The organism is Streptomyces kronopolitis (assembly GCF_014646275.1).
GTDB lineage: Bacteria > Actinomycetota > Actinomycetes > Streptomycetales > Streptomycetaceae > Streptomyces > Streptomyces kronopolitis.
Map to the genome: position 1 here is coordinate 309,834 of NZ_BMND01000001.1, position 24,389 is coordinate 334,222.

Annotated in this window: 20 protein-coding genes; 11 read left to right on the top strand and 9 right to left on the bottom strand. The window is 72.9% G+C overall.

Features of this window, described 5'->3' with window-relative positions:
* Positions 1 to 333 precede the first annotated feature (333 nt).
* The 6 genes from IEY78_RS01140 (at position 334) to IEY78_RS01165 (ending at position 4,940) form a co-directional block, all read left to right on the top strand.
* Entirely contained in the window at positions 334 to 1,212 is an 879-nt protein-coding gene (locus tag IEY78_RS01140) for an STAS domain-containing protein (RefSeq protein ID WP_189095506.1), read from the top strand.
* Positions 1,209 to 1,625 (top strand): STAS domain-containing protein, encoded by a 417-nt coding sequence (locus IEY78_RS01145; RefSeq protein WP_189095508.1) that lies wholly within the window; start codon positions 1,209 to 1,211, stop codon positions 1,623 to 1,625. Before IEY78_RS01140 ends, IEY78_RS01145 begins: the two co-directional genes overlap by 4 nt.
* Entirely contained in the window at positions 1,603 to 2,079 is a 477-nt protein-coding gene (locus IEY78_RS01150; protein ID WP_373294035.1) for an anti-sigma regulatory factor, read from the top strand. Before IEY78_RS01145 ends, IEY78_RS01150 begins: the two co-directional genes overlap by 23 nt.
* Positions 2,076 to 3,089, top strand: a complete 1,014-nt coding sequence (locus IEY78_RS01155) for a SpoIIE family protein phosphatase (protein WP_229699609.1) — start codon at positions 2,076 to 2,078, stop codon at positions 3,087 to 3,089. The genes IEY78_RS01150 and IEY78_RS01155 overlap by 4 nt, the downstream gene beginning before the upstream one ends.
* A complete protein-coding gene (locus IEY78_RS01160) occupies positions 3,086 to 4,417 on the top strand; it encodes a PP2C family protein-serine/threonine phosphatase (protein WP_189095512.1) in 1,332 nt (443 codons plus the stop codon). The genes IEY78_RS01155 and IEY78_RS01160 overlap by 4 nt, the downstream gene beginning before the upstream one ends.
* A 112-nt stretch (positions 4,418 to 4,529) precedes the next feature.
* Complete coding sequence (locus IEY78_RS01165; RefSeq protein WP_189095514.1) at positions 4,530 to 4,940, top strand: ATP-binding protein; 411 nt, start codon at positions 4,530 to 4,532, stop codon at positions 4,938 to 4,940.
* A gap of 33 nt (positions 4,941 to 4,973) precedes the next feature.
* On the opposite strand, the gene IEY78_RS01170 is transcribed toward IEY78_RS01165, so the two are convergent.
* A complete protein-coding gene (locus IEY78_RS01170; protein ID WP_189095516.1) occupies positions 4,974 to 5,366 on the bottom strand; it encodes an STAS domain-containing protein in 393 nt (130 codons plus the stop codon).
* A gap of 626 nt (positions 5,367 to 5,992) precedes the next feature.
* Between IEY78_RS01170 and IEY78_RS01175 the strand changes: the two genes are divergently transcribed.
* Positions 5,993 to 7,141 carry a PP2C family protein-serine/threonine phosphatase gene (locus tag IEY78_RS01175; protein WP_373294036.1) on the top strand — a complete coding sequence of 383 codons (1,149 nt, stop codon included), beginning with the start codon at positions 5,993 to 5,995 and terminating at the stop codon, positions 7,139 to 7,141.
* 20 nt (positions 7,142 to 7,161) lie between these two features.
* On the opposite strand, the gene IEY78_RS01180 is transcribed toward IEY78_RS01175, so the two are convergent.
* From IEY78_RS01180 to IEY78_RS01190, 3 genes are all read right to left on the bottom strand, one after another.
* A complete protein-coding gene (locus IEY78_RS01180; protein WP_373294037.1) occupies positions 7,162 to 8,304 on the bottom strand; it encodes an ABC transporter substrate-binding protein in 1,143 nt (380 codons plus the stop codon).
* 87 nt (positions 8,305 to 8,391) lie between these two features.
* Positions 8,392 to 11,205 carry a SpoIIE family protein phosphatase gene (locus tag IEY78_RS01185; RefSeq protein WP_189095522.1) on the bottom strand — a complete coding sequence of 938 codons (2,814 nt, stop codon included), beginning with the start codon at positions 11,203 to 11,205 and terminating at the stop codon, positions 8,392 to 8,394.
* 93 nt (positions 11,206 to 11,298) lie between these two features.
* Positions 11,299 to 11,994: an SDR family oxidoreductase gene (locus IEY78_RS01190; RefSeq protein WP_189095524.1), complete on the bottom strand. Its 696-nt coding sequence runs from the start codon at positions 11,992 to 11,994 to the stop codon at positions 11,299 to 11,301.
* A 229-nt stretch (positions 11,995 to 12,223) separates the two neighbouring features.
* On the opposite strand from IEY78_RS01190, the gene IEY78_RS01195 reads away from it, so the two are divergent.
* Positions 12,224 to 13,135 carry a LysR family transcriptional regulator gene (locus IEY78_RS01195; protein WP_189095526.1) on the top strand — a complete coding sequence of 304 codons (912 nt, stop codon included), beginning with the start codon at positions 12,224 to 12,226 and terminating at the stop codon, positions 13,133 to 13,135.
* Here the strand turns inward: IEY78_RS01195 and IEY78_RS01200 are convergent.
* Positions 13,069 to 13,659, bottom strand: coding sequence for an O-methyltransferase (locus IEY78_RS01200; protein WP_189095527.1), 591 nt, complete (start codon positions 13,657 to 13,659; stop codon positions 13,069 to 13,071). The genes IEY78_RS01195 and IEY78_RS01200 overlap by 67 nt on opposite strands.
* Before the next feature lie 52 nt (positions 13,660 to 13,711).
* The gene (locus tag IEY78_RS01205; protein WP_189095529.1) at positions 13,712 to 14,818 is read right to left on the bottom strand and encodes an FAD-dependent oxidoreductase; all 1,107 of its coding nucleotides are present in this window, start codon (positions 14,816 to 14,818) and stop codon (positions 13,712 to 13,714) included.
* A 325-nt stretch (positions 14,819 to 15,143) separates the two neighbouring features.
* Between IEY78_RS01205 and IEY78_RS01210 the strand changes: the two genes are divergently transcribed.
* The 3 genes from IEY78_RS01210 to IEY78_RS01220 all read left to right on the top strand — a co-directional run bounded on the left by IEY78_RS01210 (position 15,144) and on the right by IEY78_RS01220 (position 19,484).
* A complete protein-coding gene (locus IEY78_RS01210) occupies positions 15,144 to 15,848 on the top strand; it encodes a DUF4232 domain-containing protein (protein ID WP_189095531.1) in 705 nt (234 codons plus the stop codon).
* Between the two features lie 193 nt (positions 15,849 to 16,041).
* Complete coding sequence (locus tag IEY78_RS01215) at positions 16,042 to 16,299, top strand: hypothetical protein (RefSeq protein ID WP_189095533.1); 258 nt, start codon at positions 16,042 to 16,044, stop codon at positions 16,297 to 16,299.
* A gap of 311 nt (positions 16,300 to 16,610) precedes the next feature.
* Entirely contained in the window at positions 16,611 to 19,484 is a 2,874-nt protein-coding gene (locus IEY78_RS01220; protein ID WP_189095535.1) for a LuxR family transcriptional regulator, read from the top strand.
* Positions 19,485 to 19,504: 20 nt separating this feature from the next.
* On the opposite strand, the gene IEY78_RS01225 is transcribed toward IEY78_RS01220, so the two are convergent.
* The 3 genes from IEY78_RS01225 to IEY78_RS01235 are packed head-to-tail and all read right to left on the bottom strand — an operon-like array spanning position 19,505 to position 24,365.
* Positions 19,505 to 20,722 (bottom strand): thiopeptide maturation pyridine synthase, encoded by a 1,218-nt coding sequence (locus IEY78_RS01225; RefSeq protein ID WP_189095537.1) that lies wholly within the window; start codon positions 20,720 to 20,722, stop codon positions 19,505 to 19,507.
* Positions 20,719 to 21,750, bottom strand: coding sequence for a thiopeptide-type bacteriocin biosynthesis protein (locus tag IEY78_RS01230; RefSeq protein ID WP_229699610.1), 1,032 nt, complete (start codon positions 21,748 to 21,750; stop codon positions 20,719 to 20,721). The genes IEY78_RS01225 and IEY78_RS01230 overlap by 4 nt, the downstream gene beginning before the upstream one ends.
* A complete protein-coding gene (locus IEY78_RS01235; protein ID WP_189095538.1) occupies positions 21,747 to 24,365 on the bottom strand; it encodes a lantibiotic dehydratase in 2,619 nt (872 codons plus the stop codon). Before IEY78_RS01235 ends, IEY78_RS01230 begins: the two co-directional genes overlap by 4 nt.
* Between the last annotated feature and the right edge of the window lie 24 nt (positions 24,366 to 24,389).

Genomic DNA, 24,389 nt, shown 5'->3' on the forward strand with positions numbered 1-24,389 from the left:
GCCGACCTGCTGCGGCTCCCGTGGCCGGGCGTCGCGTGAGTTCGCTCACGAGGGGGTTGCCCGCCGCCCGCTCAGGCGGTCGCCGTACTGTCGGGTCCTCGAGACGGCACGGGCCCACCTCCCCGCTCTCGGGCCACGAAATCACCGCACCGTTTCGGCCGTCCGGCCATTCCGGCCTCGGCGGGTGAAGAGGGGCCCGCGGGTTCCAGGGCTTGATCGCGCTCGATAACATTTGCCGGAAGGCAACTATCGACGAATGTGGCTCGGCCCGGCCGCCCCTCCGACGAGCAGTCCGAGGGGACCACGGGCCGGCCGGACCGAAAGGACAACGAGTTGGGTTCCGCTGAAGCTGCCGCACGCGAGCATGTCACGAGCGTGCTGCGCGAAGAGGCCGACAAGATCTCGGACCGCTGGGTGCAGTTGCAGCTGGCACAGCCGTCGCTGGACGGGGAAGTGAGCGAGGCCGAGCTGGGTGAGGAGGCCGACGCCCTGGTCAGCGCCCTGCTGTCCGGACTGGAGCTCGGCCTCCCGATCGAGCGCGTGGTCACCGCCCATGAGGAGATCCACCGGACGGTGTCCGAGATCTCCCTGCGCCGCGCCCGCCGCGGTGTCTCCCCCACCGCGACCTCCTTGGCGGTGCTCTCGCTCAAGGAGGCCCTGCTGGAGGCCGTCCAGCGGCGGACCCGCGCGGCGGACGACCTCTTCGGCAGCGCGGTGCTGATCAACCGGCTGCTGGACAGCGCCGGCGCGCTCGCGTTCGAGACCTTCGTCGAGGGCCGCGAGGAGATCATCCGCCGGCAGAGCCAGCAGCTGCTGGAGGTGTCGACGCCGGTCGTCCGACTGTGGCGCCAGGTCCTGGCCGTCCCGCTGATCGGCACGCTCGACACCGCCCGCACCCAGGTGGTGATGGAGAACCTCCTCCAGGCCATCCAGGAGCACGAGGCGCTGGTCGCCATCATCGACATCACCGGCGTGCCCACCGTCGACACCGCCGTCGCCCAGCACCTGATGCACACCGTCAACGCGGTGCGGCTGATGGGCGCGGACTGCGTCATCAGCGGCATCCGGCCGCCCATCGCCCAGACCATCGCACAGCTCGGCATCGACCTGTCGACGATCCTGACCCGCGCCACCCTCGCCGACGCCCTCAGCGAGGCCGTCAAGCTCACCGAGGCCGCCGGGTCGGACCGCGCGCCGCTGGACAGGCGATGACCACGCCCGTCTCGGGCAGCGTCCCGATCCTGCGCCTGGGGGACGTGCTGGTCACGGGCCTCCTCAATGAACTCGACGACAAGACCGCCGTGGCGTTCACCGAGGAGCTCACCAGCCGGATCACCGCGGACGGCGCCCGCGGCGTCCTCATCGACATCTCCCGGCTGGAGATCGTCGACTCCTTCGTGGCCCGTACGCTGATGGAACTGACCACCATGGCGCGGCTGCTGGGCGCCCGGGTGATCGTCGCCGGAATGCGGCCGCCGGTCGCCATCACCCTGGTCGAGCTGGGGCTCCAGCTCACCGGAGTGGAGACGGCACTCAATGCCGAGCAGGGAATGGCCGCGATGGGCTGGCGTCAGAGTCCGCAACCATCCGGAGGGGGCCTGGGTGAGTTCCACCCGGAACACTGACCACGCGGTGGCTCTCGCCCCGAGCGGGCGCGCCGCCGACCGCCACGCGCTCATGGACCGGACGGTCCACCACGTGCGCACCGAAGAAGACCTGCTGACCGTCCGCCACGCCGTGCGGGCGGCCACCCTGCGTGCCGGATTCAGCATCGTGGACCAGACGCGGGTGGTCACCGCCGCCAGTGAGCTGGCCCGCAACGCCTACATCCACGGGGGAGGGGGCACCGTGACCATCGACCAGCTGACGACGGGAGGGAACGCCGGGCTGCGGCTGACCGTCCAGGACGACGGTCCGGGCATCCTGGACACCGACGCGGCGCTGGCCGACGGCTTCACCACCGGCGTGGGACTCGGCCACGGCCTGGGTGGCGCCCGCCGCCTGATGAACGACTTCGAACTGCACACCGGCCCCGGTCAGGGCACGACCGTGATCGCCACCCGGTGGGCGGGGCGGTGACATCCGCCGAGGCGGTGCCGACGGCACATATCGCGGTGGACCACTACAGCGCCGTCCATCTCGCCGCCGAGACCGCCCGGGCGGTCGCCGAGCGCTGCCGCCTGTCGGGCGCCCTGCCCGACCGGGCCGCCGTCGTCGCCTCGGAACTGGCCAGCAATCTGGCCAAACACGCGAGCAGCGGCTCGCTGTTCCTCCAGCCCCTGCCCCTGGGAGGGGGGATGGAGATCGTCGCCGTGGACCGCGGCCCCGGCATCGGCGAACTCCAGCGGTGCCTCGCCGACGGCTACACCACCGGCACCTCCCTCGGCGCCGGGCTGGGTGCCGTGAAGCGGATAGCCACCGCTCTCACCATCCGTACGCAGCCCGGGACCGGCACCCTCATCTGCGCGCGTCTCACCGAGCCCGACGCCAAGGAGCCGGCCGGGCAGGAAGTGGGCGTCGTCTGCCTGCCGGCGGACCGCGAGCAGGTCAGCGGTGACGCCTGCGCCGTCGTCGAGCACGACTCCGCCCGCACCGCGATCGTGGTCGACGGTCTCGGCCATGGCCCGCCGGCGGCCGAGGCGGCGCAGGCGGCCCTGCGCGCCTTCCACCGGGCCCCGGACCTTCCGCTGCCCGCTCTCCTCACCGGCCTCCACCGGGCGCTGCGCCGCACCCGGGGCGCGGCGGTGGGCCTGCTGCGCCTGCACCCCGGCCGTGCGGAGTACAGCGGGGTGGGAAATGTCCGGGTGCTGACGCTGACTCCGCTCGACGTGGAGCACCGCCTGACCGGCCAGCCGGGTATCGTCGGGCTGAACATGGCAACGCCGAGCGTGCGGGCCTTCCCCCTACCGACCGAGGCCACCGCGGTGCTGCACTCCGACGGCATCGACCAGCGATGGGCCCGGTCGCCCTCGGCCTTCGTGCATCGGCTGCCACCGTTCCTCCTTGCCGCCTCCCTCGCCCACAGCCACCGCCTCAGCCGCGACGACGCGACCGTGATCGCGGCCCGACCCCGCCAGAGAATTCCGTGAGCCCCCACACCTTCCACACCCTGCCGAGCCTGCGCCACGCCGTCCGCGGGATCTGCCGCGCGCACCGCCTTCCGTCCCCCAACGGGGCGCGTCTGGTGCTGTCCGTGTCCCGGGTGGCCACGGCCGCCCTCGACGCCGGCGGCTCCGTCCGCCTGGAGGCCGTCGAGCAGCCCGCGCCCGGTGGCAGGACTCTGCTGGCCGTCACGCTGCACGCCGGACGGACCCCGGCGTCGCCGAGCCCGGCCGAGCTGCCGCTGCCCGGACAGGCCACCCCCGACGGCACCGTCGCCTGGCACCTCCCGCTCGGCGAGGCCGACAGCCGGGGCGGGGACCGGCCGCCCTCCCTCGCGCCGCCCGCGCCCCGGGGTGACGCGCCGGCCCCGGGCGGTGCCCGCGAGGCGGCGGCCACCGAGGGGTACGAGGCGGAGATCGCGGCCCTCGAAGGCGAGCTGGGTGCCGCGCTGTCCCGCGTCGACACCCTCAGCACCGAGCTGCACCGCCTCAAGGACGAACTCGCCGAGACCAACAGCGGCGTGCTCGCCCTCTACGTCCAACTGGAGGAGCGGGACGAGCAGCTGCGCCGGGCGCACGGCCAGATCCTGCGCGAGCTGGAGGACGCGCTGCGTCCCCCGCCGATCACCGTCAACGGTATGGATCTCGCCGTCCACTACGCGCCGGCCGACCCGGACGCCCCCACGGGCGGCGACTTCTACGACTGGCTGCTGCTTCCCGACGGCACCGTGCACATCACCGTCGTGGACGCGCTGGGCCATGGCGTGCGCAGCACCCGCAGCGCGCTGAATGTCACGCACGCCGTGCGCACCCTGGCCCTCGAAGGGCATCCGCTGGAATCCATCGTGGCCCGTACCCACGACATCCTCGCGCCGTTCGATCCCGACCTCATGGCCACCGTCCTGCTCGCCCGGATCGACCCCGAGACCGGGGCGCTGCAGCTGGCCAACGGCAGCCACCCCCCGGCCCTGGTCGTCCGCGCCGACGGAACCGCCGACTACCTGGAACTGCGCGGCCGGGGCATCGGGTTCCCGCTCCCCGGGAGCGACACCGTGCGGGAGGACACCCTGCACGAGGGGGACCTCCTGATGCTCTACACCGACGGCCTGACCGAGAGCCGGCGGGACCCCATCGAGGGCGAGGCGCGGCTCGTCACGAGCGCCCGGGCCCATGCCCGACGCCCGGTGGAGGAGATCCCCGGCGCCGTCGCGAAGGACATGCACACCGTCATCCTGCATCCGGACGACACCCTCGCCCTGGCCGTGCGCCGGACCGGGAAGCCGCAGCGCGGACACCCCCTGGCAGGTCAGCCGTGAACATCGCAGACCATAGTGGACCGAACACGCTCTTTTCCCGCGCGATTGTCTGGGTAGACGCCTCACGGACAGCAGCCGGAAACAGGACCCTACGAGCGGGGGGACGAAGGCCATGCAACATCGGCTAGCGATTGACGACCACCCGTCACCGCAGGTGCAGCGTGCCTGCCAACCGGATTCCGCGGCACAGGCCCGCGATTTCGCCCGCGGCTTCGCCGCCCTGCTCTGCCCCGAGCCCAGCGCACTGACCACCCAGAACCTGTTGCTTCTGGTATCCGAGCTGGTCGCCAACGCGCTGCGGCACGCCGGCGCCGTCACGGCCCTGCGCCTGCGCGCGGACCGTGAGCGCATCGAGGTGTGCGTCGAGGACCCCAGTCCCACGCCGCCGCAGGAGCGCCGTCCCGACCTGACCGGCAGTCACGGCGGCTTCGGATGGCCCATGGTGCACACGCTGGCCGTCGAGGTCGCGGTCCTCCCGGGGACCGGTGGCGGCAAGACGGTCCAGGCGGTCCTGGCGCGCTGAGCGCAGTGGAACCCCGGGGCCCGGGGGAAGGACTCAGCCCTCGCGGTCGCCGCTTTCGGCTCCGAGGGAGACCGGCGGCCCGGCGTCGACGGCCTGCGCCACGGACGCGTACAGGGACAGGACGGTGTCGATCCCGGTGAGGGCGAAGAGCCGCGCCAAGGCGCTGGAGGGCGCCGCGAGGCGCAGGGCCGGACCCAGTGCGCTGTGCGCCTGGAGCAGGACGTTGATCGTGGCGGAGTCGGCGAAGGTGACCGCGGACAGGTCGATGACGACCGGGGCCACGCCGTCCTCGGCCGCCCGTCGCAGGGTCGCGCTCAGCGGTTCGACGTTGTCGATGTCGAGGTGTCCCGTGACGCTGACGACAAGAGCATTCCGCTCCTGACGCACGGTCGGCTCGCCTTCTCCCGCCGCCGGCTCTCCGGCCATCGGTCGGCCTCCACTGGGCTGCGGCAGCACGGTGCACCTCGCTGTAGGGGCTGACGGTCGGGCAAAGCGGCGGGCCGGACGTTCCACACGACCAAGTGACCAGCTCGGACCAGGATAGAAGCGATAGTTGCCGTTTGACAACATTCGCCATAAGGCAACAATCTGTTCTCGTCACATCACGAGGCGGCTGCGCCTGCCGTGGCTGGGGACGAATGGGCGGCCTGAGATCCGCTGCACGCTGTCAGAACATGAGCGTGGCCGCCGACGACGTGTGGGCCGCCACCCTCATAGGTGAGGGGGAGGAGGCCGCCGCGTGGAACGCATCGAGCCTTGCCGCCACACGGGAACGCGGCGGTGACTGCGCGGCCCCCTCCCGGCGGGAGGACCCCCTGTCACCCCTGAGCGCCTCCGCCGGTTCAACGGCGCCCGGGGCACCCACCCTTCCGCGTGCGCGGCGGACCGGCCGGCCACGGTAACGGGACACCCGACCACCCCGTTCCGTCCTGCGGCACGGTCCCGTCAGCCCCCGCCTCTGCCCTCGTCCACGGACGAAGAATGCCTGAGAGACCGTGACTCAACCTCGTGACGTAGAACGAGCCGTGCGGGCATCGGCCCCGCACGCTCTGGTGAACACGCTTCGTGGGGTGCTCGCCGAACGCTACGGAGCACTCTCCGTGGAGTTGCTGCTCGCGGACCACGGGGCCACGGCGCTCACCCCCTTCGGCGCGGCGGGGGCGTCGGCCGCGCCGGTCCCGGTCGTCAACAGCGCCGAGGGCAGAGCCTTCGGCAGCCGCCAACCCCATCAGGAGACCCGGCACGGAGACCTCGTCGAGCACCACTTCCCGGTGGCCGTCCGGGGGGAGCGCACCGGCATCCTCACGGTGTGGCTGCCCGCCGAGCGGTCCGTCCCCGACACCGTCCGCGACCTCGTCCACACCGCCGGCCTGCTCGGCCATGAACTCCTGGTGGCCGAGCGCGACACCGATGTCTACCGGCGGGCCCGGCGCCTGAGCCGGCTCACCCTGGCCGCCGAGATGCAGTGGCAACTCCTCCCGGCCAGGTCCTGTTCCGCCGAGGAGTACGCCATCGGCGCCCAGCTCGAACCCGCCCACGACACCAACGGCGACAACTACGACTGGGCCTCGGACGCCGACGAGCTGACCCTCGCCGTCACCGACGGCATGGGCACCGGCGTCAACGCCTCGATGCTCACCCACCTCGCCGTCAGCGCGCTGCGCAACGCCCGCCGGGCCGGCATCAGCGTCGAGGACCAGGCGGCCCTGGCCGACCAGGCCCTCTACGCCCAATACCGCGGCGCCGCCCACGTCTCCACCCTGCTGCTGCGCTTCGACTTCGCGACCGGCCGGGTCCAGGCGGTGGACGCCGGCTCGCCCCAGCTGTGGCGGATGCGGGGGAGAGCGATCGAGCGGATAGCGCTCGATCCCCAGATGCCGCTCGGCATGTTCGAGGAGACGCACTACAAGGCGCAGGAATTCGGCGTGCGGCCCGGGGACCGGCTGCTCATCGTCAGCGACGGCGTCTACGCCGTGCGGTCGCCCCAGGGGGAGGCGTACGCGGAACGCGCCCTGGCCCGGGCCCTGCACGCCACCGGGCTGCTCCCGGCCGCCGCCGTGCCCCGCGCCGTACTGCGTGACCTGGCCGACTTCCGTGCCGCGGAATCGGCGGACGACGCGCTGGTGCTCTGCGTCGACTGGTTCGGCAAGCCCGGCCACCGGCCGCCCGGACCGGCCGGCTCCGGTAGAGGATCCCGTTAGCGGCCGGAAGTGCACGTGGATCAGCTGCCCACCGCCTTGGCCCAGTTCTCCTGGACGGTGCGCACCGCCTTGTTCAGCTGCGCCTCGGTGGGGAACTGCGGCGTGCCTTCGACCGTCGGCAGCCGTGCGGCCAGGGCCGTGTCGAGGGTGCCGTTCCTCGCCATGGCGGCCAGCAGCACCGGGCGGGCGTAGTCCACCAGGCGCAGGTTCTGGCTCTCGGGAGTGAACAGGTACTCCTCCCACAGCCGCGCCGCCGCCGGATGGGGGGCGTTCTTGTTGATCCCCTGCGCGTAGTACTGCGAGAAGCTGCCGTCGAAGGGGATGGAGACCTTCCACTTCACGCCGGTGCCGTGGAGCTGGTCGAGGTGCGCCAGGTTGAGGTAGTCCCATTCGATGCTGATCGGGGTCTCGCCCTTGGCGATCGTGGTCGGCGTGGGGGCGGTCCGGTTGTAGTTGCCGACTCGCTTGAGCCGGGCGAAGAAGTCGATGCCCGGCCGGATGTCGTCGAACGACCCCCCGTTGGCGAGGGCCGCCGCGTACACGGCGGCGAAGGCCGATCCCGCGTCCGTGGGTTGGCCGTACATGGCGACCAGGCCCTTGTACTCCGGCCGGAGCAGGTCCGCGAAGGACTCGGGGCAGGTCCGGACGCGGGAGGCGTCGCAGCCGATGGAGACATAGCCCCCGTAGTTGTTGTACCAGCGGGCCTTGGCGTCCTTCTGCTCCGGCGGGATCTGGTCGAACGGCGCGACCCGGTAGGGGGCCAGCAGGTTCTGCCGTGCCGCGGACTGGGCGAAGGAATCCCCGACATCGATCACGTCGGGGGCGCGCTTCCCGCCGCGGTAGCGCTTGACGGCGTCGATCTCCTGCTCGCTGTGGTCGTTCGGCTCGCTGACGACGACCTTGATGCCGTACTTCTTCTCGAAGCCGTCGATCAGCCCGCCGTAGTTGGCCCACTGGCGCGGCAGCGCGATCGTGTTGAGCCTGCCCTCCCGCTTCGCCGCCCTGACCAGCGCCGCCGACCCGCCCACGTCCGCCGCCGACGCGGCCCGCGAGGGCGCGACCGGCCGGGGCGGCCCCCCTTCCCCGCAGGCGCCGAGACCGGGCGTCACCAGGCCCAGCACGCACAGGAGGGCGCCTGTGCGGGCCCGATGATGTCTCGTCACAACGCCTCCAGCCGGACCAGGTGAGGGGCGGTCCGCCGGGTGGGCACCCGCCCGAGGCATCGCTCTGCATCAATGGTCCGGATTAGCCTACTCTGCCCCTTTCTCCGGCGGCTCCTCTTCCGCGGCCGGGGCGTCGGCGCCGATCGCCAGGGAGGCCCAGATCGTCTTGCCCCTGGCGGAGTAGCGGGTGCCCCACTGCTCGGCGAACTGCGCCACCAGGAAGAGGCCGCGGCCGTCCTCGTCGGTGTCCTTCGCCTGGCGGATGTGCGGGGAGGTGCTGCTGCCGTCGGAGACCTCACAGAAGAGGGAACGGGTGCGCAGCAGCCGCACGTGGATGGGCCCGGCACCGTGGCGAACGGCGTTGGTGATCAGCTCGCTGAGGATGAGTTCGGCGCCGACGGCGAGGTGCCGCAGCCCCCATTCCGCCAGCTGGCGGACACAGGCGTTGCGGACCGGGCCCACCGCCGCCGGGTCGCGGGGCACCTCCCACTCGGCGACGTGGGACGGATCCAGCCGCCGGGTCCGGGCTACCAGCAGTGCTACGTCATCGGCCGACCGGGCGGGCAGCAGCTCGCGCATGACGGTGGCGCAGGTGTCCTCCGGCGTGCGGTCCTGCCCGGCGAGGACCGCACGCAGCGCCGCCAGCCCCGTGTCCAGGTCGCGGCCGCGGTTCTCGACCAGCCCGTCCGTGTAGAGCACCAGCCGGGAGCCCTCCGGCAGCGTCAGCTCAGCGGTCTCGAAGGGCAGGCCGGTGCCCAGCCCCAGCGGCGGGGAGACCGGCGAGTGCAGGAACTCCACCCGCCCGTCGGGGTGGACCACGGCCGGCGGCAGATGGCCGGCCGTGGCCGCGGTGACCCGCCCGGAGACGGCGTCGTACACGACGTACAGACAGGTGGCGCCGGTGATCGCCGGTGCGTCGTCGGCGTCCTCGTCCTGCCGGTCGAGGCGGGTCACCAGCTCGTCCAGGTGGCCCAGCAGCTCGTCGGGGGAGAGGTCCAGGGCCGAGAAGTTGTGCACGGCGATGCGCAGCCGGCCCATGGTGGCGGCCGCGTGCAGGCCGTGCCCCACCACGTCGCCGACGACCAGCGCCACCCGCGCGCCGGGCAGCGGGATGACATCGAACCAGTCCCCGCCCACCCCCGCCTGGGCGGGCAGATAGCGGTGCGCCACCTCCAGGGCCTCCTGGTCCGGCAGGCCGCGGGGCATCAGACTGCGCTGGAGCGTCATCGCCATCGTGCGCTCGCGGGTGAAGCGCCGGGCGTTGTCGATGCCCACCGCGGCCCGCCCCACCAGCTCCTCGGCGAAGGAAAGGTCCTCCTCGTCGAACGGAGGGGAACTCCCCGACCGCCAGAAGTCCACCGTTCCCAGCACGACGCCCCGGGCGCGCAGCGGGACGACCGCCAGGGAATGCACCCCGTGGTCCAGGATGCGCTGGGCGCGGTCCGGGTCCTGCGACCGCCAGGCCGACGCGGCCGCCAGGTCCGGCTCCACTATCGACCCGGCCCGGTCCCCCTCCGCCACCGGAGTGCCCGGGACGCCCGCGAGCAGCTCACCCACCCGGTAGAGCGGATGGTCCGGCGCCAGACCGGCCAGGGCCGTCCGCCGCAGCTCGGTACCCGCCCCGGCCGGCTCCTCGCCCTTCAGCACCGGGTCCTGAAGGGCGACGGTGACGATGTCGGCGAACCGGGGGACCGCCACCTGCGCCAGTTCCTCGGCAGTGCGCGCGACATTCAGCGTGGAGCCGATCCGCACCCCCGCGTCGTACAGGAGCCGCAACCGCTCCCGGGCCACCTCGGCGCGCCCCGACAGCCATCGGAGTTCGGTGGTGTCGCGCAGGGTCACCACGCTGCCCTGGTGGGTTCCGTACGGGCTGGTGGACCGCTTGTTGACGGCCAGCAGCCGGTCCTGGGCCAGGTGCACCTCATCGGTGGCGATCCGGTCCGACGCCAGGAGTCCGGCGGTGCGGTGGTCCAGCCCCAGGTCGTCGACGGCGCGTCCCTCCGCGTCGGCCGGCAGGTCCAGCAGCCGCCGGGCCTCGTCGTTGGCCAGCACCAGCCGCCCGTCGCGGCCGACGATGAGCACGCCCTCGCGCACCGCATGCAGGACCGCGTCGTGATGCTCGTACATCCGGGTCATCTCGGCCGGCCCCAGACCGTGGGTCTGCCGGCGCAGCCGACGGCTCACCAGCCCCGCGCCGCCGCCGGCCAGTGCCAGCGCCACGATCGCGATGCCCAGGAAGAGCGGCAGCTGCCGGTTGACCGACTTCTGCACCTTCTCCACCGTGACCGGCGCGGCGACGATGGCGATGACCCTGCCCGAGGAGTCCTTGACGGGGGCCGCGGAGACCACGGAGAGGCCCAGGGCGCCATTGAAGGTCCTGGTGAACGACTTGCCCCGGGCGGCCTCGGCATACGGGCCGATGACGTGCTTGCCGATCTGCCGCGGGTCGCTGTGGGTGAGGGTGATCCCGTCGAGCTTGTACACGATGAGGGCGTCGACGCCGGACGCCTTCCGCGCCTCCTCGGCGAGCGGCTGGAGCTTCGCGGTCGGATCGGGGCTGTTCAGGGCCTCCTGAAGCCCCCAGGAGTGGGCGAAGGACTCCGCGGCGGCGAGCGTGCGGTGCCGGGCGTCGGTCATGGTGTCCCGCTGGGTCTGTACGACGAAAACCACCACCGCCGCCGCGACGAGCAGCACCACGAGCACCAGCTGCAGGAGGAAGACCTCCCGGGAGACGCTGCGGGTGAGCCATGAGCGCCGGACGCGCTGCCCCTCTCCGCTCCCCGGGGAGGGTTCCTCCTGAGGGGCGCCGGTACCGCTCCCGGCAGCGGTCGTACCCGGAATGGCGGAACGGCCGGGCGCGCGGCTCAGCCAGCGCCGGAATCGACCCGAGTGTCCGCTCATGATTCACATTTATCCTGCTTCGCCCGCGTGGCGGCAACGCGTGCTACGGCAGCTGCCCCACGGGCCGACGGGGCCGGGGCCCGTTCACGGCCCCTACCAGGGCACGACCTGCCCCTGGTGATCGAGAAAATGGAGCCCGGGCTTCCCGCGGTGGCGCTCGATCGTCTCCGCGACCCCGGGAATGCTCTCCTCCACGCTGAGCTCGGCATCCGGCCCACCGAGTTCGGTGCGCACCCAGCCCGGGTCCATCAGCAGCAACGTCCGGGTGTCCTCGGCAGTGCGGGCGGCGTGGCAGCGCATCAGCTGGTTCAGCGCCGACTTGCTGGCCCGGTACAGGTCCTGCCCGCCCCTGGTGTTCAGCGCGATGCTTCCCTGGCTGGACGACATGACGCCGATGGTCCCGTTCGGCGCGACCAGCGGGCGGAGGGACTCCACGACGCGCATCGGACTGAGGGCATTGACCATCATGACCTCGGTGAACATCTCCGTCGGGACCTCGCCGATCGGGAGATCGCCACGCGTGATGGCAGCGTTGACGAAGAGCAGATCGAGGGTGCGCCGTCCCAGTCGGTCGCGCAGTGCGGAGATCTGCTCCGGCTCGGTCATCTCCAGCGACTCGACGGTCAGCCGCCCGTCCGACGTCTCGGCCAGGTCGTGGAGGCCGGTGCGCCGGCTGCCGCGGACCGTACCGATGACGTCCCAGCCGCGGCGGAGGTACTCGGCGGCGAGTCCGAGGCCCAGGGTCCGGGAGGCCCCGACGATGAGGGCGGTCTTGCGGGTGTCGGTCATGAGATTCCTGTCGTGGGTCGGGTCGTGGGCCGCGTCGTGGGCGGCGTCGTTGTTCTGGACCGTCGCGAAGCCCGTTCATGGCCGTCGTCGGTCGGCGGACGTTCGCCGACGGGCGGTCGTGGCGGGGAAGGGGCTGCCGTCGGAGCGGTGCTGACGATCAGGCTTCAAGTCTCCGTGGGGCTCGGCCGGGCGTCCAATACCCTCCTGAGCACATTGATACCGTTACGGCATGGATCTGGATCTGCGCAAGCTCCGCTACTTCGTCGCGGTGGCCGAGCACCGGCACTTCGGTCGGGCGGCACAGGAGCTGTTCCTCGCGCAGCCGGTCCTCAGCCGTCAAATCCGAGCGTTCGAGCAGGAGTTGGGCTCGCAGCTGTTCACGCGGACCACGCGCAGCGTGGAGCTGACACCGGCGGGGCGGCAGTTGTACGAGGAGGCGCGAAGAATCACCCCGATGGTGGACGCGGCCTTGCGACGGGTGCAGGAGGTCGAGCGCGGCGAGCAGCGCCTCGTCGTCGCCTTCTCGCCCGGTCTGCATGTGTCGGACGCGATCCGGACGTTCACGGCGAGCCACCCGAAGGTCGAGATCGATGTCTTCCCGCTGCGCTGGTGGGAGCAGGACGCACCGCTTCGCGACGGCCGCGCGCATGTGGGATACCTCCGACGCCCCTTCGACGACGCGGGGCTGCGCACCGTCCCCATCGGCCACGAGACCAAGGTCGCCTGCCTGCCCGTGACGCATCCGCTGGCCGGCCGCCGCACCCTCACGTCGGCTGATCTCGATGGTGAGCCGATCCTCGACGTCAGGACGCGGCGCACGTCCTCACTGGAGGAGAAGTTCGAGCTGATCGCCTCCGGGCAGGGCATCGCGCTCGTCCCCGTCAGCGTCGCGGGCTCCTACTCCCGCTCCGACGTCGTCTACCTGCCCGTCACCGATGCCCTGCCGGTCGAGACGTGCCTGGCGGCACCGGAAAGCAGTACCGCGCGCCCCGTGGAGGACTTCCTCGCCATCGCCACCGCGGTATTGCGTCGCGGTCCCGGCGATGCGGAGAAGGCGAAGGAGGAGGCAACTCGCTACGCGCCCTCCTCCTTCAAAATCACCAACTCGCCCTTGCCGATGGGGGACAGGGAGCTGAGGTAGCCGTCCGATGCCGCGACCAGACGGTTGAAGTCTTCCATCTGGTGGGCGTGGGAGATCGCGTTGTCGACCACGAGCAGGTGGCCGTCCGCGAGGATCCGCTGGAGTGACGGCCACCAGTCGGCGTACTGTCCGCGATCACTGTCCAGGAAAATGAAGTCGTACGCTCCCGCCTCGCATGTCGCGAGGAATCGGCCGGCCTCGTCCTCGATCTGGTGAATGCGGCGGGACAGCCCGGAGCGCTGAAAGTTCCGTTCGGCCAAGTCACGCTTGTGAGACGCCCTTTCGATGGTGGTGACCGCGCCGCCCTCGCCCACGGCATCGGCGAGCCACAATGTCGAGTAGCCGTTCGACGTGCCGATCTCCAGGAGGTTCTTGGCCTTGGTCGCCTTGACGAGCAGCGCGAGGAACGCGCCGGTGTCGTGTGTGATGTTCAGCATCTTCCGGCTGCGGTCGTCCGTCGCCGCATCGTTGGAGCTGCCGAATTCCTCTAACTCATGCAGTAGTTGGGCGAGCCCGTGTTCCATGGTTCATTCCTCTCTTGGTCTCATGAAGCCTCCATCAGCCTGCTAAACGATCTCAGTCGTCCGTCAGGGGAATGAGATCGTCGAGTACCCCGGCGCAGTCCGCGGCGGCCCGGGCCGAGCGCGGCAGCATGAGGTCCTCGTAGGCGCGGACAGCCTCGTCGAGGGTGGACTCGGTGAGGAGTGCCCGGGCGAGGTCGGAGCCGTCGAGCATGGCGAGGTTGGCGCCGAGTCCGACCGGGGGCATGAGGTGTGCGGCATCGCCCAGCAGCGTGATGCCGGGACGGTGTTCCCAGGTGTGCGGGACGGGCAGCACGAACAAGGGCCGGTTGACGAACTCGCCGTCGTGGTGCCGCAGGAGGTCGAGCAGGTTGTTGTCCCAGCCGTCGAACATCTTCAGCAGATGTGCGCGCACGGCCGTCGCGTCGCCGAGGTCCACGTCGGCGGCCAGCTGCCAGTTCAGCGGGGCACGGAGCGTGGCGTAGACGCGGAAGTGGCCGTTGCTGTTGCGTTGCACGAGCAGGGCCTTGCCGGCGGCCGTCGCCAGCACGGTGCCGTTGCCGACCATGCGGGCGAGGGCGGGATGGCGGGTGTCGCAGTCGTCGAGACCGGTCTCGACGAGGGTGACGCCGGTGTAGCCGGGTGCGGCGTCCGACAAGGCCGGCCGGATGCGCGACCAGGCGCCGTCGGCGCCCACCACCAGATCGGCGTCCTCGGTGGTTCCGTCGTCGAGGCGCAGGCGCCAGGAGCCGTCCCCCAGCGGGGTGGCACCGGTGACGGCGCGGCCCCACCGGACGGTGTCCTCGGTGAGGGAGTCCAGGAACAGGCCGCGCAGCTGGCCGCGGTCGATCTCCGGGCTGTCGTCGTCGTGTTGGGGCCCCGAAAGGGGGAGAACGGCGGCGGTGACGGGGTCGACCACGCGCCACACCTGGTCCTCGGGGCGGGCCAGGGCACGGAACCGGTCGAGCAGGCCGGCCGCGCGCAGGGCGACCTGGCCGGTGCCGCCGTGGATGTCGAGGCTGCCGCCCTGGGGACGGGCTCCGGTGGCGGCCTCGCGTTCGAAGACGGTGACGGAGCGGCCGTGGAGCTGCAGGATGCGGGCCAATGCCAGGCCGCCGAGGCCGGCGCCGACGACCGCGATACGGGCGTGAGCGGAGTTCATGGGGGTCCCCTCGACGAGGTGGATGAGTCGCCGGAATGCCCGGCGATTCATCCACCAAGAAAGCACAGTCACGAAGCGGGCGTCATCGGAATCCCGTGTGCCGGTGGCGAGATGGCCAGGCGTCGTGGCGCACCGACGAAACGCGACGGCCTGGTGGATCGTCAACTGTTTCCCGGCGGCGACGAATTCCAGGATTCAAGAGCGACGCCGATGTTACCCGGGCGTAGGGTCGGCCGTGGCGTGCGTGAGAATGAAGGCATCCCATGCGGGGCCAACAGGCGTTCGGCCTGGTCCCGCTGCCTTTGCATGCCATGAGGAGTGTCTGTTGAACCGCACCTACACCGCCCGCATCCGACGTGTCGCGCTGACCGCGGCCGCCGGCGCAGTGCTCGCGGCGACTGTCACCGCATGCGGTTCGGCCGACGGCAGCGGGTCGGCCGCGAGCGGCGACTCCGCCGCGTCCGCCAAGGCCACCGCGAAGGCGTCGAGCGATGCGTCCCAGGAGGGCTCCGACAGCGGCAAGGCGGCCGGTTCGTCGTCGAGCGGGGGCTCGGCGGGGAAGGGCGGCGCGTCCTCGTCGGGCGGCGAGTCGGCCCCCGGCGGCGGCAAGAAGGGCTACGGGCAGGCCTGCGGGGCCGACGACTTGACGTTCTCGGCGCGTTCCGAGACGCAGGCCGGCGGCTACCTCCTGTTGTCCGCCCGCGCCAAGCCCGGCGTCACCTGCACGCTTCCCAGCGGGCTGCCTTCGATCTCCTTCGGCTCCAAGGGGATCGAGGCCACCAGCGCCGAGCAGTCGGTCGGCCCGGCGATCAAACTCAGCGGCGCGACGACCGCCTACGCCGGGATCAACCCCAAGACCACCAAGGCCGACGGCGGCATCGAGTTCACATTCCTCATCGCGGCCATCGGTACGTCGGACCCGAACCCGGCGAGCGTCTCCACCGGCTCCGTCACGGTCGACAAGCCCATCGTCACCAACTGGCACACCGCCCCCGCCGACGCTGTCCCCGGCGACGGCACGGACAGCTGACACCGCATCAGCGCGACGTTGCCCCGATCCGGTCGTCCGGAGCGGGGCAACGTCCGTTCGGGTGGCGGGCGCGGTCCGGCTCCTGGCGGCCGGCCGCGATTCCTCGACGGCAGATGGTCAGGGGGCCGCAGACGCGCATCCGTTGCCGTGCGCCTGCCCGACTGCTGGTCGCGCAGGCGCTTAAATGCGGAGTGTGACTACAGAGCCGCAGCGCTTCAAGATCTTGTTGGTACCCGAGCACGTGGAGGGCGCGGACGGGGCGTCCTTGGAGGACTCGGCCGTGCGAGCGGCGGTCGTCGAGGCCACGGGCGAGACGGGCGCCTCCGGCTACCCCCGCTACGCCGGGGACGGGATGGTGGCCGACATCGACCCCCGCACGCGGACCGTCGAGGCGGTGCTCGTCGACGGTGACGAGCTGGACTACGGGCTGTCCGCCAGGGTCATGTCCTGAGCGCGGGGCCGCCCCTCCCCGCCGCGTAATCCGGCGCGCTCGGGCGTGGCCGGATCGCCCCCGTCGGCACGTCGTCCGGCTTGTCGCCCCGGGGGTGTGCGCGCATGCTCAGGACGGATGAGAGCGCTCCCGAGGGGTGGGGGACGGTGCCGGGGGACCTCGCGGTGAGCGTCTAAGGGCATCCTGCCATAAAGCATTTCTTTCAAGACAATTGCGAAAGTATGCCCTTCATGCCTATCGCGCATCCTGTGAACTGATCGCCGGTTTTGTGCCGCGAGCAGGGTGGGACGGCCGGCGATCGGGAGGGGCTCATGGCGCTCGGAGAGATCGGCCGCAGGAGCGAGACGGCGCGGCTGCGTGCCGTGCTGGAACGGTGCCGCCGGGGCCGCGGCGCTGCGGCCCTGGTGGTGGTCCGCGGGGAGCCGGGGGCGGGGAAGTCGGCGCTGCTGGACGCGTTCGGAGCGGAGGCCTCCGCGGGCGGGTGCCGGGTGGCCGCGGTGCGCGGGACCGGGGCCGGGGAGCGGCCGTATGCGGCGGTCCATCGGCTCATCGCGCAGCTGCGGTCCGGGTCCGAGGACGGCCGGTTCGCGGCGGATCCGCACTGCGCACCGGACGGCGACCCCGGCCCGGGGTGGGCCGCAGTGGTGGGGGCAGGGGCGGAGGCCGATGTGCCCGTCGTGCTGTGCGTGGACGATGTGGCGCGGGTTGACAGTTGGTCCCTCCGGTGGCTGCTGGACCTGTCCCGGACGGTGCCGCCGGTGCCGCTGGCCCTCGTGCTGACGGACCGGACCTGCGGCGCCGGGGCCAGGGCCGTCGCGGCCCCCGCGCTCGGCAGCTCCCACGCTCCCGGATGCGTGCTCCTCACCGGGGCCGAGTCCATCGACCTGGCGGGGCTGCGCACGGAGGACCTGGCCGCGGCGGCCGCCGCGCGGTGCCGCGTCGTGCTCGACGCCCGGACCGCCGCGCTGTGCGGCGACCTCACCGGAGGCAACCCCGCCCTCCTGCACGCCCTGCTGGCGCCGCACTCCGACCGCGCGCCGACGGAGGACGCCCTCCGTGCCACCGCGGCGTCCGGGGCCCTGACAGGAGCCGACCGGTGGCTGGCAGCGCTCGGCGCGCCCGCGCTGGCCCTGGCGCGGGCGGTCGCCGTGCTCGGCGGCGGCGCCGAGGTCGCGGTCAGCGCCGAACTGGCGCACCTCACGGTGGAGGAGGCGCTCGCGGCCGTCGATCAGCTCGTCGACGCGTGTCTGCTGGCCAACCGCACGCCGCTGGCCTTCCGCCACCCGCTCCTGGAGGCGATGGTGCTCGGCAGCATCGCCGCCGGCACCCGTACCGCCCTACACCTGCGGGCCGCCGCCCTGCTGCGCGACCGGCAGGCCGAAGCCACCTCCGTCGCCCATCACCTGCTCGCCACCGGACCCGTGGGAGAGGAATGGGCGAAGCGCTGCCTGCGGCTGGCCGCGCGCCAGCTGGAGCGGGAGGGCAGGCCGCATGACGCGGCACGCTACCGGCGCTGTGTGCTGCGCGAACCGCTGCGGCCGCAGGAGAAGTTGGCCATTCGTCGGGAACTCGCCGAGCTGTACGCGGTCATCGACCCCGAGCGTGCCGTCCACCTCTTGGACACCGCCCGCTGCGAATCCCATCCGCCCGGCATCGTCGTGGAGTACGCGCTGGCACTGGCCGCCGTGCTCGACGGGTGCGGCCGGTCCGAGGACGCCGTCACCGTCCTCGACGACGCCGCCGCCCGCCTCGGACGCACGCCGCGCGACGGCTCCTGGCAGCTGCGGCTACGCCTGCACAAGGCCTTCATCTGCCGGCGCGCCCCGCTGTGGCTGGCGCGGGCCGCCGATCCCCCGGGCACGCTGACCTGCCAGGCCCCGCGCAAGGGCGTCGCCGGCCGGGAACTCGCGGCGCTGCGCGCGGTCCACGCGGTCGACGCCGGGGCCGACCGCGAGGCGGCGGCCCGCTACGCCCGGCAGGGCCTGCCCCGGGGCGAGGGGTGCGGCTCGGCCACCCTGCTGTGGCACGCCTGCGGCGCGCTGGTGGCGGCCGGTGAGGTCGCCGAGGCGTGGACGCACTGCGGCCGCGGGCGGCAGGTCTCCGGTGTACGGGCCGGCCGCTGGGACCAGGTCACCCTGGCACTGGTGCGCGCGACGGTGCTGCGGGCCCGGGGCGATCTCCATGCCGCCGACGCCACCCTGACCCCCGTGGCCGATCGCCTGCTGTCGTTCGTGTCGGCCGGGCACCCCCTGGCCGTGGTCGGCGTGTCGGCATTGGCCGAGGTGCGGGCCCTGCGGGGTGCGACGGACTCGGCGCGCTCCCTGCTCGCCGAGAGCAGGCTCGACCGGCACCGGCTGCCGTGGCGGCGGGACTCGGCGTACGCCCTCGCCGCGCGGGCCGCGGTCCACGAGAGCGACGATCCCGGCCGCGCGGTGGAGGACCTGCTCGCGGCGGGACGCCTCCTGGACGAGGCCGGGGTGCGCAACCCCGCGGTGCTCCCCTGGCGCTCCCGTGCCGCGCGGATCCTCGCGGCCTGCGGGGAGCGCGCGGAGGCCGCCGCACTCGCGCGAGCCGAGCTGGCGGACGCCCGCCGCTGGGGCACCCCGGAATCCATCGGCACCGCCCTGCACGCCCTGGCACTCAGCGAGACGGGGGAGCGGCGCATCGGCGTGCTCACGGAGGCGAGCAGGACGCTCGCCCGGTCCGCGGACCGCATGCAGCATGCCGTGGTCCAGGCCGCGTTGGGCACGGAGCTCGCCGCGGACGGCCGGGCGGAGGCGGCGCGTGCCGAGTTGCGCTCGGCGCTCCAGCTCGCCCATGCCTGTGGCGCCGATCCGCTGGCGCACCGCGTCCAGAGAACCCTGGGGCCGCTCCGGGCACGGTGCCTGGCGGCCTGCGCGCCGTCCGGGGCGCTCGCGGCCACTCCCCGCGCCCGCCCGGCCGGTGAGGTGGCACCCGCCGCGACCCCGGAGCCCCCGGGTCACGCCGCCCATCCGCTGCTGGACAGCCTGACGCCCCAGGAAAGGAAGATCCTCCACCTGGCCCGGGACGGCTACTCCAACCGCGATATCGCGGGCCGGCTGTTCGTCGCCGTCCGCACCGTCGAGTTCCATCTCTCCGGCGCGTACCGCAAGTTGGGCATCGCCGGCCGGCGCCAGCTCGCGGAGGTGTTCAGCGCCGGCTGACACCGGACCCGGCACGGTCCCTATCGGCTTCCCTCCGCCCACTCGGCGCCGATCCGCCGCCAGCCGGGCACCTTCGGTCCGTCCGGCGCGGCGACGTACCTCTCGAAGCTGTCGACGGCCGAGGTGCCGTGCACCGACTCCACGGTCCGCGCCGCCAGATGGCACAGCAGACCGCGGTCCACGGGCGCCAGCCCCAACCGGTTGAGGTGGAGGTAGAGGTAGTTCATCACCAGGCGGAAGGAGGCGAACCACGCGTCGTCGACGAGGAAGTCCCGGTGCCCGTGGTCGGACAGGAGCAGCGTGTGGAACTCGCTGAGCTGCCGGGTCGGCATGCGCGGAGCCAGCGCCGCCCCGCCCATCGACACCTCGCCCGAGGCGAGCAGCGGCTGCGCGAGGCGCTGATGGCGGCGCACGGCCCGCGCCCACTCCCGTACGAATGCCACCTCGGAGTCCGTCGCATTGGAGCCCGTCGCGTCGGATCCCGTGGCACCGCCGCCCGCCGGCTCCGCGAGGGCCGCCTCGACCTCCCGCAACCGGGCGCTCAGGGCGGCTTCCTGCCGGTGGAAGCGCTCGTCGAAGCGGGTGCGGAAGGCCACCGGATCGTTCGTGCGGGACAGGAAGGCGTCCGCGTGCGAGCGCAGCGACAGCACCCCCCGCTCGATCGGGGCGCCGCCGGGCTCGAACGGGATCGCCGCCGCGGCCGCCGTGGTCCACATCAGGTCCAGCGCCAGCACGGACAGCGGAGCGGTGCGCAGCTGCTCGTACATGCGGAACGTGAGGTCGGTGGTGTCGGAGAGGAAGTCCGCCACCAGCTCGCCGGCGCGCAGCGAGCCGAGCACCTGAAGACGGTGGTCGTACGGGCGCTCCACGACCGTGTTGTCCGCCACCCACGGGCGCAGCGGCCCGGGCTCCATCTCCAGCTCCGCGAGCCGCTCGTGCACGGGCGCCAGCGCAGCCTGGTCCAGTGTGACGGTGGAGGGGCGCGCCCGTAGGTGGTCCGTGACCATGCTCTCCACCACGGGGCGCACCTGCCGGCTCCACGCCGCCTCGTCGGTCAGGAAGTTGAGGCGCAGGTGGGGGCCGCGCAGCCAGTGCCGGCCGAACCAGCAGCCGCGCACATGGGGCCGCACCGCGGCGAACGCGGGGCGCACCGCGTCGAGGATCAGCGCCGGCTCCGCGTCCTCGTCGTGGTGGTGGACGTGCAGGCTGTGCCAGGACGCCCCGGCGGCCTCGGTCATGCGACGCCCTGCGCCTCGGGCAGTTCGGCCAGCACCCGCCCCACCAGGAACCGCAACTGGTTCTCCTGCCACAGGGTCAGCCCGAGCCGGTTGTTCACCAGATGGGCGCAGCGCAGCAGCACCAGGCTCGTGGCCGGATGCGCGGTCGCCGTCAGGTCCAGCGGCTCCGCCAGCGGAGAGGCCGCCCAGTCGGCGGCGAACTCGCCGGACTCCTCCATGCGGTGCAGCGCGTCGCGCAGCCGCCGGATCGAGGCGAGCCAGTATCCGCGCTGCCCGGTCGCGGCGGGTTCGGCGGCCGCCTCCCAGGTGCGCCGGGCGCGCGCGTGCAGCTGCTCGCGCTGGAGCCGGTAGCGGGGTTCGACGTCGGCCGCCTCCGGTCCGCTGCCGAACGGCAGCGGCGGACCACCGTGCCGCGCCCACCGCTCACGGATCTCGTCGCACAGCGCGAACACGCCCACCACCAGGTCGAACGCCAGCAGCGCCCGCTGCTCCACGGTGGTGCCCGCGGTGACCACCGACAGCGCCAGCCGGCTCGACTCGCAGAAGTGCCGTTCCACGGCCGCGATGGCGGCGCCGTGACCGTAGTCGGCGTGCTCGCGGGCGTACGGCAGGAACTCCGCGGTGTTGTTGGCCCGCACCACGGCGTCGTGGCCGGCGCGGCCCTCCAGTCCGGCCAGTCCCTGCGCGACCTGTGCGAAGTGGGAGCGGTCCACCACGTCCGGGGCGGGGGACAGCGCCAGGAACGCGCTCAGGGCACGCTCCGCCGTCTCGATGACCTCGGCGCGATCGCCGGCGCGGGCGGGGAGCAGCCGCAGGCGCACATGGGGGCCGCCCTCCCAGTAGCGCAGGAAGAAGTACCGCTGGATCAGGCCGTGCTTCTCCAGCTCCGACACCAACGGCTGCACGCAGCGGGTCAGGAGCGCGTCCTGGTCGGTGTCGTAGAAGACGTGGGCGCACACCCAGTCCTCGGCGCGCGCGGTCGCCGGATCCAGGCGGAGGCCGTCGCCGTGTCCGTTCGTCATGCTCATCGTGTCCGTCCTTCGTTGATCTCGACGAGGAATTCGGTCACCCGGGGGCCGCTGCCGCCGCGGATCGGCATCTGCGAGGGGCCGGGCAGGGCCTCCTGGAGGAAGAGCACTTGACCCGCACCGCCGGCGAGCAGCCGCTCGAAGACGCCGACCAGCAGCAGATTGGCGAAGTCCACGTAGAGCGGCTTGCGGGACTTGACCCGCCACACGTCCCCGCTGACCACCGAGCGCGGGTCGAGGGCACGCAGGAAGCAGCGCTGCGGCATCCCGTGCTCAGCCAGCCACCCGGCGAGCCGCAGCAGCAGGGACCGGTCGCTCTCCCCCTTCCCCCGCCGCGGCACGGCGTCGGGCGGCAGCACCCACTGCCGGCGGCTGACCGTCGTACGGCCCACGACCACCCGCGGCTCCGCCAGGACCTCGCGCACCTCGGCGAGGGAGGGGTCGCCGAACATCCGCCGTCCCGGGATCAGCAGATTGGACGTGGCGCCGAAGGTCTGCATCAGCAGGCGCAGCGCCGGCGGCAGCCACAGCTCCGCGATCAGGTTCGGGTGGACCGGCCGCAGCTCACCGGCGTGCCCGCGGGCGTGCAGGGTCAACAGGCCGAGCGCGGCGTCGTGCCGCACCGATAGATCCGCCAGGGGGATGCGGTGCTCCGGACCGCGCAGGCTGCGCCCTCCCGGGTAGTCGATCTCCATGCCCACGGCGGACGCGCGCAGGCCCACATTGCTTCCGAAGTGCCGGCAGGTGTCGGCATGCAGGACACCGGCGGGCGGGGGAGCGGTGTGCACGGCCGCGTCCCGCGCCGCGCCGCCGCCCGCCTGGGTGAGCAGCCGCGCGATCCGGTCACGCCCCCGGCCGTGCCCGGAGTTGACGGCGTTGACCACGAACTCGGGCGCGGAGCCGGTGCCGAGGGGTTGGCCGTAGTACGCCACGGAGTCCGGCGCCCGCATCCACGCGGGCCGGCGCGCGGCCACCGCGAGGAGTTGCTCGGGGGCGATCCGGGCCACTCCGTGCGCATCGGCCGGCGTGGCGCGCACCACCTCGCACAGCTCGTCCCGCAGCGACGCCAACTCGCCCAGCCGCGGCAGCCGGTGCGCGTGCATCGTCCGGTAGCCGTGCACCGCGACGGAGAGCAGGGCGGGCAGCTCGGGGTCCTCGCGCAGCCACGTCTGGACCTGCCGGTGGAAGGCCAGGAACGGCAGGGTCCGCCCGGCCCCGACCCGCTCGGCGTAGAGATCGGCGAGCGCGATCCGGCCGGGCAGGGCCGGGTCGAGCACGGCGTAGCAGTGCCGCAGGGCGTCCAGATCTTTCAGGACCGGCTCCCACGCGCCCCGGTCCGGTCCGGGAAGGGGCGCCGCCAGCAGGGCGTTCTCGATGACGCTGTTCTTGGTGGGCAGACTGAGGTGGTCGGCGCCGAGCAGGTCCCTTATCCGCCGCAGGGTGCCCTCGACGGTCTCGACGGCCCGCACCCGCTGCGCCGGATCCGTCATCCCCGGGTAGTCCGACAGCGTCTCGGCGATCACGGCGAGTTCCCGCTCGACCCCGACCAGCTCCGGGCTCGTCGCACCGGCCAGCCACCCGCGCAGGTCGGCGACGTGATCGAGGGTCTGGTCGGCGAGCGGCCGCTCGGCCTCCAGCAGTCCCAGCTCCTCCAGGCGCGCCAGGTACGCGGTGGCGGTGGCCGGGTCGCTGCCGGTGCGGCGCGCGACGGCCCGCGCCGCCTCCTCGCGGGTGGGGCGTCCCTCGCGGACCACCTCCACGCACACCCGCACCGCGGCCGCCTCGGGCAGCGTGCGGAGCGGCTCCTCGGCCCCGGCTCCCAGGAACTGCCAGCCGTCATCGGTGCGCAGGGCGCTGGGGTTGAGGCGAAGTCTGCCGCGCCCGGCGAGTTCGGGATGGCTTTCGAGCCTGCGGACGACCTGCTGGACGACCCATACGTTCAGCTCGGCGACCGTGCGCACCTCGGGGCCGGTGGACGCGTGGCCCGCTTCGCCGGCGCTCCAGGTCCCCAGGCCGCTGGCGGTGAACGTGCTGAACGGGCTGGTCTTCATGGTGACCCGCCCGAGGTACTTGGCGAGCCGCAGCGCCAGTGAGCGCTCCGGCGCTCGCTCGTCGGGGTGCGCGAGCCATTTGCGTACCTCGGCGAGGAGCACCGGACTGCTCAGGACCAGACCGTGCTGGAACCCGGGATCGGTGGCCGCCTTGCGCAGCAGCGTGTGCCGGGTGCGCAGGTGGTGGGCGATCAGGTCGTCGAGCAGGGCCAGCGCGTCCTGATGGCCGGCGCGCAACGTCGCCCAGGTGTCCACCCGGGCGACGAGGGCGGGGGGCAGCAGCGCACGGACGCTGTCGTTCCAGTGGCGCTCGGCGAGCGGGCGGCGGTTGTGGACGGCCCGCCGCACGGCCACCAGGAGCGGCTTGCCGGCACCGGCCCGCCCGATCTGCTCGTAGAGGAGACCGGACAACTCAGCGTCCAGTTCGTCCAGTTGGCGTTCCGTGTCGCGTACGGACTCGACCTGGCGCCACAACTCCGGCGAGCGCATGTCCTCCAGGATGTGCGCGGGCAGCCCGCCGATCCGTACGCCGAAGGCGTCCGATGGTGAGAACTCCTCGGTCATGGCGGACTCCCGTCGCGGAGGGTG

Excerpts from the sequence above, each read along its gene's own strand:
- IEY78_RS01145 (WP_189095508.1), top strand. The coding sequence starts at position 1,209 with ATGACCACGCCCGTCTCGGGCAGCGTCCCGATCCTGCGCCTGGGGGAC.
- IEY78_RS01165 (WP_189095514.1), top strand. The coding sequence starts at position 4,530 with ATGCAACATCGGCTAGCGATTGACGACCACCCGTCACCGCAGGTGCAG.
- IEY78_RS01170 (WP_189095516.1), bottom strand. The coding sequence starts at position 5,366 with ATGGCCGGAGAGCCGGCGGCGGGAGAAGGCGAGCCGACCGTGCGTCAG.
- IEY78_RS01185 (WP_189095522.1), bottom strand. The coding sequence starts at position 11,205 with ATGAGCGGACACTCGGGTCGATTCCGGCGCTGGCTGAGCCGCGCGCCC.
- IEY78_RS01190 (WP_189095524.1), bottom strand. The coding sequence starts at position 11,994 with ATGACCGACACCCGCAAGACCGCCCTCATCGTCGGGGCCTCCCGGACC.
- IEY78_RS01195 (WP_189095526.1), top strand. The coding sequence starts at position 12,224 with ATGGATCTGGATCTGCGCAAGCTCCGCTACTTCGTCGCGGTGGCCGAG.
- IEY78_RS01200 (WP_189095527.1), bottom strand. The coding sequence starts at position 13,659 with ATGGAACACGGGCTCGCCCAACTACTGCATGAGTTAGAGGAATTCGGC.
- IEY78_RS01205 (WP_189095529.1), bottom strand. The coding sequence starts at position 14,818 with ATGAACTCCGCTCACGCCCGTATCGCGGTCGTCGGCGCCGGCCTCGGC.
- IEY78_RS01220 (WP_189095535.1), top strand. The coding sequence starts at position 16,611 with ATGGCGCTCGGAGAGATCGGCCGCAGGAGCGAGACGGCGCGGCTGCGT.
- IEY78_RS01225 (WP_189095537.1), bottom strand. The coding sequence starts at position 20,722 with ATGACCGAGGCCGCCGGGGCGTCCTGGCACAGCCTGCACGTCCACCAC.
- IEY78_RS01230 (WP_229699610.1), bottom strand. The coding sequence starts at position 21,750 with ATGAGCATGACGAACGGACACGGCGACGGCCTCCGCCTGGATCCGGCG.
- IEY78_RS01235 (WP_189095538.1), bottom strand. The coding sequence starts at position 24,365 with ATGACCGAGGAGTTCTCACCATCGGACGCCTTCGGCGTACGGATCGGC.